The following is a 4,455-nucleotide window of genomic DNA, read 5'->3' as shown; positions in this document are numbered from 1 at the left end:
CTCGTGGCGGGCGAAATAGTTGACCATGCGGCCGATGGTCGAGGGTGAAAGGTTCTTGCGGTTCTTCAGCTCCGTCGCCCTCGCGACGCCGATCTCGGTGCCGCCGCGGCCGAACTGCTTGCGCAGGCGCAGCCCCTTGGCGTTTTCGGCAACGATCTCAGGGCAGCGCAGGTCGATTTCGTCTGCGGACATGTCATTCATCGCAGATTTTTAGCCTACGGGCAGAATGCGGGGAAGCGGGGTTCCGGAGTTGCTAATCGGTGCCGGTACCAAAATGCGCTGAGATGAACGGGCACGAAGTCGCGCTCTACGGCGCCCCCCTCTGTCCTGCCGGACATCTCCCCCCCAAGTGGGGAGATCAGCCGTCGTCGCGGCTTTCGCCAATCGCCAACGGTGCAGGATCGGCGAGGCGGCGAAGCTGCCAATCCCCCCTCTGTCCTGCCGGACATCGGGGGGATTGGCAGCATCGCTCCAATATCTTGGCGAATTCCCGCAAGCTGGCTCTGTGGATGCGGCAGCCGCGAACTAAACTGCGCCTCTGTGAAAGCAAATTACCTAAACATTATGCCTTTAAATTGGTGATGTTCCTTACCCTGCCAAAGTTGCCCTTACCCAAAATACTCCTGCAACGGCCGAACCTCGAGGTTTCCCGCCCGCAGCGCCGCGATTGCTTCGGCCACGGCCGCAGCACCCGACAGCGTGGTGTAATACGGCACCTTCTGCATCAGCGTCGCGCGGCGGAGCGACTTCGAGTCCGACACGGCTTTCTGGCCGTCGGTGGTGTTGAAGACGATCTGGACCTGGCGATTGCGGATGGCGTCCTCGATGTGGGGGCGGCCTTCGAGTACCTTGTTGATCTTTTCCGCCGTCACGCCGTTCTCGGCGAGGAAGCGGGCGGTGCCGGAAGTGGCAAGCACCTTGAAGCCCTGCTCGGCGAGGCGTTTTACGGCGGGCAGAATCCCCTTCTTGTCTTCGTCGCGCACCGAGACGAACAGCGTGCCCGCGCGGGGGAGATCAACACCCGCCCCTAGCTGGCTCTTGGCGAAGGCCAGCGCAAAGTCGCGGTCGAGGCCCATCACCTCGCCGGTCGAGCGCATTTCCGGCCCGAGCAATATGTCGACGCCGGGGAAGCGGGCGAAGGGGAAGACGGCTTCCTTGACCGCGATATGGCCGGGATTGCGCGCGTCAGGCATGGCGCCGTAATGCGCGAAGGCGTTTTCCAGCGTCTCGCCGGCCATGATGCGGGCGGCGATTTTCGCAATGGGACGGCCGATGGTCTTGGCGACGAAGGGCACGGTGCGCGAGGCGCGGGGATTCACCTCAAGCACATAGACCGTGCCGTCCTTGATGGCGTATTGCACGTTCATCAGGCCGCCGACATTGAGCGCCCGGGCAAGTGCGGCGGTCTGGCGTTCCAGCTCGTCGACGAGCTCCGGCTGCAGCGAATATACCGGCAGCGAGCAGGCGCTGTCGCCCGAATGGATGCCGGCCTCCTCGATGTGCTCCAGGATGCCGGAGACGAAGGTCTCCTTGCCGTCGCAGAGGCAGTCGACATCGACCTCGGTGGCGCCGGTGAGATAAGTGTCGAACAAAAGCGGGTTCTTGCCGAGCAGCGTGTTGATCTGGCCGGTCTTGTCGGCCGGGTATTTCTGCTTGATGTCCTCCGGCACCAGGCCGGGCACGGTGTCGAGCAGATAGGTCTGCAGCATGCCTTCGTTGTAGATGATCTGCATGGCGCGGCCGCCGAGCACATAGGACGGGCGCACCACCAGCGGAAAGCCGAGCTCGGCAGCGACGAGGCGCGCCTGCTCGACCGAATAGGCAATGCCGTTCTTCGGCTGGGTGAGCCCGAGCTTGTGCAACAGCTTCTGAAAGCGGTCGCGGTCTTCGGCAAGATCGATCATGTCGGGCGAAGTGCCGAGGATCGGGATGCCGGCCTTCTCCAGCGCGTCGGCCAGCTTCAGCGGTGTCTGGCCGCCGAATTGGACGATGACGCCGACCAGTTCCCCGGAGGCCTGCTCGGCGCGCAGGATCTCCAGCACGTCCTCCGGCGTCAGCGGATCGAAATAGAGCCGGTCGGACGTGTCGTAGTCGGTCGACACGGTCTCCGGGTTGCAGTTGACCATGATCGCCTCGAAGCCGGCGTCGCGCAGCGCAAAGGCGGCATGGCAGCAGCAATAGTCGAACTCGATGCCCTGGCCGATGCGGTTCGGGCCGCCGCCGAGGATGACGACCTTCTTGCGCGACGAGACGCGCGCCTCGTTGGCGAGCTCGCCGGCGAAGGGCGTCTCATAGGTCGAATACATATAGGCGGTCGGCGAGGCGAACTCGGCGGCGCAGGTGTCGATGCGCTTATAGACCGGGTGAACGCCGAGTTTTTGCCTGGTCTTTTGAATCACTTCCGCGTCGGTCCTGGTCAGCGACGCCAGGCGTGCGTCGGAAAAGCCCATCGCCTTCAGCATGCGCAGGTTCGCCGCGTCCTGCGGCAGGCCGTGCTCGCGGATGCGCTCTTCCATGGCGATGATGCCGGCGATCTGCTCGAGGAACCACGGGTCGATCTTGCACATGGCGTGCACGTCTTCGAGCGAGGTGCCCATGCGGATCGCCTGCGCCACCATGCGCAGCCGATCGGGGGTCGGCGTGCCGAGCGCGGCGCGGATGGCGTTGCGGTCGTCGACGTGGTCTGCCGAGCCAAGGCCGGGGATCTCGATCTCGTCGAGGCCGGTGAGGCCGGTTTCCAGTCCGCGCAGCGCCTTCTGCAGCGATTCCTGGAAGCTGCGGCCGATGGCCATCACCTCGCCCACCGACTTCATGGCGGTGGTCAGCACCGGCTCGGCGCCCGGGAATTTCTCGAAGGCGAAGCGCGGGATCTTGGTCACCACATAGTCGATCGAGGGCTCGAACGAGGCCGGCGTCGCGCCGCCGGTGATGTCGTTCTCCAGCTCGTCCAGCGTGTAGCCGACGGCAAGCTTTGCCGCGACCTTGGCAATCGGGAAGCCGGTCGCCTTCGAGGCGAGCGCGGACGAGCGCGAGACGCGCGGGTTCATCTCGATGACTACGAGGCGGCCGTCGGCCGGATTGACGGCGAACTGGACGTTGGAGCCGCCCGTCTCGACGCCGATCTCGCGCAGCACCGCGATCGAGGCGTTGCGCATCATCTGATACTCTTTGTCGGTCAGGGTCAGGGCCGGCGCGACGGTGATGGAATCGCCGGTGTGCACGCCCATCGGGTCGAGGTTCTCGATCGAGCAGATGATGATGCAGTTGTCCGCCTTGTCGCGGACCACTTCCATCTCATACTCCTTCCAGCCGAGCACGCTCTCCTCGATCAGCACCTCCGTGGTGGGCGAGGCGTCGAGGCCGGACTGAACGATGTCGTAGAATTCGGCGCGGTTGTAGGCGATGCCGCCGCCGGTGCCGCCCATGGTGAAGGAGGGGCGGATAATCGCCGGCAGGCCGACATGGTCGAGCGCTTGCGCCGCGATCGCCATGGCGTGGCTGATATAGCGCTGCTTGCGGTCGCCTTCGCCGAGATTCCAGCGCGTCTCCAAAGCATCGAGCGCGGCATCGAGGTTTTCGGGGTTCTCGGCTTTGAGCGCGGCGCGCTCGGCCTCGTGGATCTTGCGGTCGGCGTCCTTGACTTCTGTGGCGTTGGCCAGCATCGAGCGCGGCGTCTCCAGCCCGATCTTGCTCATCGCCTGGCGGAACAGCGCGCGGTCCTCGGCCTTGTCGATGGCATGCGCATCGGCGCCGATCATCTCGACATTGTAGCGGTCGAGCACGCCCATGCGGCGCAGCGACAGCGCGGTGTTGAGCGCCGTCTGGCCGCCCATGGTGGGCAGCAGCGCGTCGGGGCGCTCCTTGGCGATGATCTTCGCCACCACTTCCGGCGTGATCGGTTCGATATAGGTGGCGTCTGCCAGCTCCGGATCGGTCATGATCGTGGCCGGGTTGGAGTTGACCAGGATGACGCGGAAACCCTCTTCCTTCAGCGCCTTGCAGGCCTGGGTGCCGGAATAGTCGAACTCGCATGCCTGGCCGATGACGATGGGGCCGGCCCCGATGATCAGGATCGACTTGATGTCGGTGCGTCTTGGCATGGTCTATGGATTCCGTTCGGCGAGCGGCTTGCACGAAAAACCGGGCGGGGAGGACCCGGCCGGTTGTGCTTGCGATTCTGGTATCAGGCTAGGAGGGCCTTATAGGGAAGAGTTTTGGCGGATGTAACCCCGAAAATGAGGGTTTGCGGGTTGGCGTGACGGAACAAACCAGGCGTCTCATTCCTTCGCGCCCCCCTCTGCCCTGCCGGGCATCTCCCCCACGAGGGGGGAGATTGGACGTCACGACTGCTTTCGCCAATTTTCGACGGTGAAGAAAAAGCGAGGCGCCAAAACAGCCGATCTCCCCCCCAAGTGGGCCCAAGTGGGGAGATGTCCGGCAGGACAGAGGGGGGCG

Annotated in this window: 1 protein-coding gene and 1 pseudogene; both read right to left on the bottom strand. The window is 64.4% G+C overall.

Translation table 11 applies throughout. The features are described 5' to 3' along the window. A pseudogene (locus EOA60_RS20310) lies at positions 1-201 on the bottom strand (hypothetical protein); the annotation flags it as partial. 407 nt (positions 202-608) lie between these two features. Then, positions 609-4,100, bottom strand: a complete 3,492-nt coding sequence (gene carB, locus EOA60_RS20305; RefSeq protein ID WP_095801623.1) for a carbamoyl-phosphate synthase large subunit — start codon at positions 4,098-4,100, stop codon at positions 609-611. Between the last annotated feature and the right edge of the window lie 355 nt (positions 4,101-4,455).

Source organism: Mesorhizobium sp. M1A.F.Ca.IN.020.06.1.1, assembly GCF_004023265.1.
Classification (GTDB): domain Bacteria; phylum Pseudomonadota; class Alphaproteobacteria; order Rhizobiales; family Rhizobiaceae; genus Mesorhizobium.
The sequence above is the reverse complement of the archived record's forward strand: the minus strand, read 5'-3'. Positions and strand labels throughout refer to the sequence as shown.

What these genes read in the sequence shown, in the direction of transcription:
- carB (WP_095801623.1), bottom strand. Translation starts at nt 4,100, where the DNA reads ATGCCAAGACGCACCGACATCAAGTCGATCCTGATCATCGGGGCCGGC.